Source organism: Rivularia sp. UHCC 0363, from assembly GCF_034931125.1.
GTDB lineage: Bacteria > Cyanobacteriota > Cyanobacteriia > Cyanobacteriales > Nostocaceae > Rivularia.
Genome location: NZ_JAYGHM010000032.1, coordinates 51,768 through 56,811 on the forward strand (window position 1 = coordinate 51,768; position 5,044 = coordinate 56,811).

Annotated in this window: 5 protein-coding genes; 4 read left to right on the top strand and 1 reads right to left on the bottom strand. The window is 37.5% G+C overall.

All coding sequences use genetic code 11. From position 1 onward, the window contains the following. Positions 1-145: 145 nt before the first annotated feature. A complete protein-coding gene (locus VB797_RS18765) occupies positions 146-853 on the top strand; it encodes a LapA family protein (protein WP_323239243.1) in 708 nt (235 codons plus the stop codon). 33 nt (positions 854-886) lie between these two features. On the opposite strand, the gene VB797_RS18770 is transcribed toward VB797_RS18765, so the two are convergent. Then, positions 887-1,081, bottom strand: a complete 195-nt coding sequence (locus VB797_RS18770) for a hypothetical protein (RefSeq protein WP_323239244.1) — start codon at positions 1,079-1,081, stop codon at positions 887-889. A gap of 413 nt (positions 1,082-1,494) precedes the next feature. Between VB797_RS18770 and VB797_RS18775 the strand changes: the two genes are divergently transcribed. From VB797_RS18775 to argB, 3 genes are all read left to right on the top strand, one after another. Further along, the gene (locus tag VB797_RS18775; protein WP_323239245.1) at positions 1,495-3,090 is read left to right on the top strand and encodes an NB-ARC domain-containing protein; all 1,596 of its coding nucleotides are present in this window, start codon (positions 1,495-1,497) and stop codon (positions 3,088-3,090) included. Between the two features lie 38 nt (positions 3,091-3,128). Beyond that, complete coding sequence (locus tag VB797_RS18780; RefSeq protein WP_323239246.1) at positions 3,129-3,674, top strand: shikimate kinase; 546 nt, start codon at positions 3,129-3,131, stop codon at positions 3,672-3,674. A 300-nt stretch (positions 3,675-3,974) separates the two neighbouring features. Continuing rightward, positions 3,975-4,865, top strand: coding sequence for an acetylglutamate kinase (gene argB, locus VB797_RS18785; RefSeq protein WP_323239274.1), 891 nt, complete (start codon positions 3,975-3,977; stop codon positions 4,863-4,865). Positions 4,866-5,044 lie beyond the last annotated feature (179 nt).

The window sequence follows — 5,044 nt, forward strand, 5'->3', positions numbered from 1 at the left end:
TGGGGAGTAGGGAGTAGGGAATTGAAATAATTTTGCGTGAAATCGGATTTTAGCCAAACCGGGAAATAATAAATCAAAGCTTTTATTTTTTCAAGTTTTAATTAAAGGTAATATAAATTTTTCAATCGTATTTATCTTAGTTCTTATGACTGTAATTCGCTTAATTCTCTTGGTAGCAGTACTGGGAGGTCTGACGCTATTGCTGGCACAAAATTGGTCTCCTGCAATACCGTTGGTTTTTTTAGGCTGGCAAACTAAACCACTTTCTTTGGCAATATGGATGTTGTTTGGTACTGCTGCTGGTGGTTTTACTTCTTTATTAATTAGCAGTTTGCTGAGGTTATTACCAAACCGTTATGTAACGCAGCCGCGTCAAACTACATCATATACGCCTTCCGATTCACCCCGCGCCGATCAACGTTCGCGACCTAACGAAACTTACCAAACGACACCACCAGCTAGCACACCACGACCACCGGATGAGTTTGAGAATACTGCCGATGATGATTGGGATTTAGATAAAAACGTTAATGATGATTGGGATTTTGAAGAAAGATTTGAACAAAGAGAATCTCAAGCAACTGATTCGCGATCGAGCTATACAAAAATTCAAGATGACAGGGATTACGAAGATTTTCAGCAACCATCTTACTCCCCTCAAAAACGTGATTTTAAAAATCCTAACGTGGAAAAAACAGAATCAGTATATGATGCCGATTATCGAGTAATTATACCGCCTCCCAACCAATCCGCGACTTCAAATGATGATACGGATGATACAGATGATGATGACGATTGGGGTTTGTTTGATGATGATTTCGACGATGATGATAAACGCTCACCACGTCAATAACTGCCAATAAATTTCAATAAACAAATGTTTTTTCTACTTTATTCCACAACGCTCGCGGGATTCTTGCTTGACTCTACCGTTCATGGCTGCTTCTTGAAGAACCACGAAAGCATTAAAGTCTTCACAGTCATACCGGGTTGTCAACAATCTACGCAGTTGATTTTCTGCTTCTACACTCAGATAACCAGTTGTTAATGCTTGTTGCACTACATCACGAATTCTAGTCATTGCTAAAACCTCAAACTATTACGTTTATTTGTTCGAGCTTTCTCAGATAAAATATGCAACGGCTAACAGTTTTGCAGATATTACGGTAAATAAAACCATTTTTTTGAGATTCCAGAAGGTTTGGGTCATTTAAAACAACATTAAAATTTGATAGCCGTCAAATTAAATCCCTGCTAGGAAGTCAGCCAGGATTGTCCTTAGTCATTGACTTACATTCATTCAATAAAGTTTCAAAGAACTTTTATTAAGTTTCTGTTAAGTTCAAACATAGCGAAATTATCACGGAGAAGTCACCTAACAACCGTTATCAAATTCGTTATAAATTTATTTTTATTTATTCTTGCTTTAAATAAAAATACCTAGAAACTGGTTAAAATAAGCCGTATTCAAGTTTAAGTAAATCAGTGAAAATAATGGATGTAAGCAGTCAACAGCAGATAGAAGAGGATTTTATTGAAGCTAAGAACAATTGGGACTTAGAAAAATTATATATTGATTTAGCATCTAACAAAGGAAAAGCTTTAACACCTGTAGAAAAAAAGTTTCTCCGGGGTTTGCTATGCGGTTTCAGTCCAGCAGAAATTGCCCACAAGGTTTATAAAACTCGTAGCAGCAGCACTGTTAGAGTCTATCTTTCTAACGGATTGTATAAATATATAGAAGAAATGTTAAGTAAGCAAACCTCGGAATTTATTAAGGTTAAAAATTGGAGTCGCGTAACTCAACTCTTAGAAAAAGCAGGTTATAAAAAATTGCTACAAATGCAATCGGCATCCCTAAACGGGAATTCGACTAAACAAAAAACGGAACTACCGACGATGAAATCTACTCCTACACAAGATTGGGGAGAAGCGATCGATGCAAGCATCTTTTATGGAAGAAGGGGTGAATTAGCTCAAATAAAACAGTGGTTGCAAGAGCAAGCACGTCTAGTCGTAATTTTGGGTATGGGTGGAATTGGTAAAACTGCTTTGTCAGTAAAGTTAGCTGAACAAGTTCAAGATAATTTTGATTATGTTATCTGGCGTTCTTTACGTTTTGCTGCATCTCCAGAGGTATTTTTTAATCAACTTTTAGCAATAGTTTCACCACAAACACTGACAAAAAGGCAAAGCATTGCTCGCTGTATTTCTGAATTGGTAGATTGTTTACGTTCTTCTCGATGTTTAATTGTATTAGACCATTTAGATTCTATTTTATACAGTAGTTATAGCTATAACACGAGAGATTCTTCTGGGATATTAGCTAGTAATGGTAACGCGATCGCCTCAAATATAGATTTACCGCAAATTCAATATCTTCCGGGTTATGAAGTTTTTGGGGAATTTATTCAACGCTTGGGAGAATCTGTGCATCAAAGTTGTTTGCTGTTAACGAGTAGGGAGAAACCCCAAGAAATTGCCGCTCTTGAAGGAGAAACTCTACCCGTTCGCTGCTTGAAGTTAACGGGGTTAGATCGAGTAGAGAGCGCATATATACTTAAATCAAAAGGATTCGCTACCGTTAAAGAAGAGGATTCTCAAGAAATAACCCAGCGGTATGCAGGAAATCCTTTATTTATAAAGTTAGCTGCTACTGCAATTGGGGAATTATTTGCTGGGAATATAGAAGAATTTCTTCAGCAAGAAACGGTAGTTTTTGGGAATATTCGCTCTTGTTTGGATGAGCAATTTGACCGTTTATCTGTTTTAGAAAAGCAGATTATGTACTTGCTAGCTCTCGATCGCGATTTTGACCTACAGACATTGCAACAAAAACTGACGTTGAGGGTATCGCAACGATTAATACTCGAAGCTGTAGAATTATTACAAAGGCGATCGCTAATTGAAAGACAAACATCTAATTTTTATCAAACTCCCGTTTTAAGAGAATATTTAATTGAAAAGCTGATCGAGGAAAATTTAAAATATAGCCAAGATGAAGCAAGTTCGCTGTTATTTACTCATACAATCTTTGAAAAGCAACTGAAAAACCATCTGAAACTAAGTCGCTTAAATGCCGAACTTTGAAGTAAAGTGAGAAATTAAGAACCTTTGTCTTAACTCTCGTGAACAACTTATTACAAGGAATAAACCTTTACTTAATCGGAATGATGGGTGCTGGTAAAACTACTGTAGGACGCGCTTTAGCGAGCGAACTGGGATACAGATTTGTTGATACCGATGAAGTAATTACCGCATCTGCAAAACGAAATATTAATCAAATATTTGCGGAGGAAGGAGAAACGGCATTTCGGGAGTTAGAAAGTGATGTACTTTCTCAAGTTAGCGCTTATACAAAGTTAGCTGTAGCTACTGGGGGAGGTATTATCTTAAAGCGTCAAAACTGGAGTTATCTGCATCACGGTTTGATTGTCTGGTTGGATGCATCCGCAGAATTACTGTATAACCGTTTGAAAGAAGATACTACAAGACCTTTATTACAAGATAGTAATCCTTTATTGAAATTACGCAGTATTTTACAAGAAAGAGAATCACTTTATGCTTTAGCTGATTTACGAATCACTCTCACAGAAGGGGAAACACCAGAAGAAATTGCTCAACGAGTACTCACTCAAATTCCCAGTGTTTTGAAAAAGTCTTCTAGGAAGTAGGTTGGGTTAGGTGCAGCAATAAGTATGGTTTTTTACAAGTAATTAATTGAAGCACCGTAACCCAACATTGCATTGGTATTAAAAAAATTGTTTAAGTAGGTTGGTCTTGAAATTGTAATTAGGACAAGGCAGTAGGCAGTGGGCAGCTTTGCTGTAGGGGTAAGAGTTTAGACCTAATTTAATTTATATTCTGTTACATAGTTCTGTTTATTTCTGCCGACTTACTTATCGAGTTACTTTTATGCGCCAAATTCTTTTAAACTATCAGGATGCGGATTTAACAAAAGAACGTTGCTTATGATGGTTAATGATACTGAATATATTCATCAGGATGCAGCTACTCGGGTAAAAGTCCTGAGTGAAGCACTACCTTATATCCAACAATTTGCAGGTAGAACTGTAGTCGTAAAATACGGTGGTGCGGCTATGAAAGATAGTAGTCTCAAGGATAAAGTTATCCGCGATGTTGTTTTCTTATCCTGCGTAGGTTTACGACCAATTTTAGTACATGGTGGCGGGCCGGAAATCAATACTTGGCTCGAAAAAATCGGAATTGAACCGCAGTTCAAAGATGGTTTACGAGTCACCGATGCTCCCACAATGGACGTGGTAGAAATGGTCTTAGTTGGTCGAGTTAATAAAGAAATAGTTGCTAAGATAAATCAAGCTGGTGGAAAGGCTGTAGGTTTATGCGGCAAAGATGGTAACTTAATTAAAGCTCGTCACCAAGGTGAAGATGACATTGGTTTTGTCGGAGAAGTTAGCTCTGTAAACACCGAAATTTTAGGAACTTTGGTGGAAAATGGTTATATCCCCGTAGTATCGAGCGTCGCTGCTGACGATACGGGACAAGCTTATAATATTAACGCTGATACGGTAGCTGGAGAAATAGCGGCTGCATTGGGTGCAGAAAAATTAATTTTGCTGACTGACACTAGAGGTATTTTAGAAAATTATCGCGACCCTTCGACTTTAATTGCAAAAGTAGATATTAAAGAAGCTCGCGATCTAATTTCACAGGGAATAGTTGCTGGAGGTATGATACCCAAAGTTACCTGTTGTGTGCGTTCTCTTGCTCAGGGAGTACGTGCAGCTCATATTATTGATGGTCGCATTCCCCACGCTCTTTTGCTAGAAATATTTACCGATGGTGGGATTGGGACAATGATTTTGGGTTCCCAGTTTCAGTAAAGGGAATTATTAAAAGAATTTATCTTAATCGTGTCGTAACCCAACATCAATAATTGCGGACAAATATTCACTATTTGAATATGCGAAATCCGCTAAATATAATGTTGGGTTACGGTGGAATTCAATTTTTTGCATTTATGCTCGATATTAATTGTCCACCTAACCCAACCTACCAATTC

Coding starts and splice junctions, on each gene's coding strand:
- argB (WP_323239274.1), top strand. CDS start 3,975: ATGGTTAATGATACTGAATATATTCATCAGGATGCAGCTACTCGGGTA.
- VB797_RS18775 (WP_323239245.1), top strand. CDS start 1,495: ATGGATGTAAGCAGTCAACAGCAGATAGAAGAGGATTTTATTGAAGCT.
- VB797_RS18765 (WP_323239243.1), top strand. CDS start 146: ATGACTGTAATTCGCTTAATTCTCTTGGTAGCAGTACTGGGAGGTCTG.
- VB797_RS18770 (WP_323239244.1), bottom strand. CDS start 1,081: ATGACTAGAATTCGTGATGTAGTGCAACAAGCATTAACAACTGGTTAT.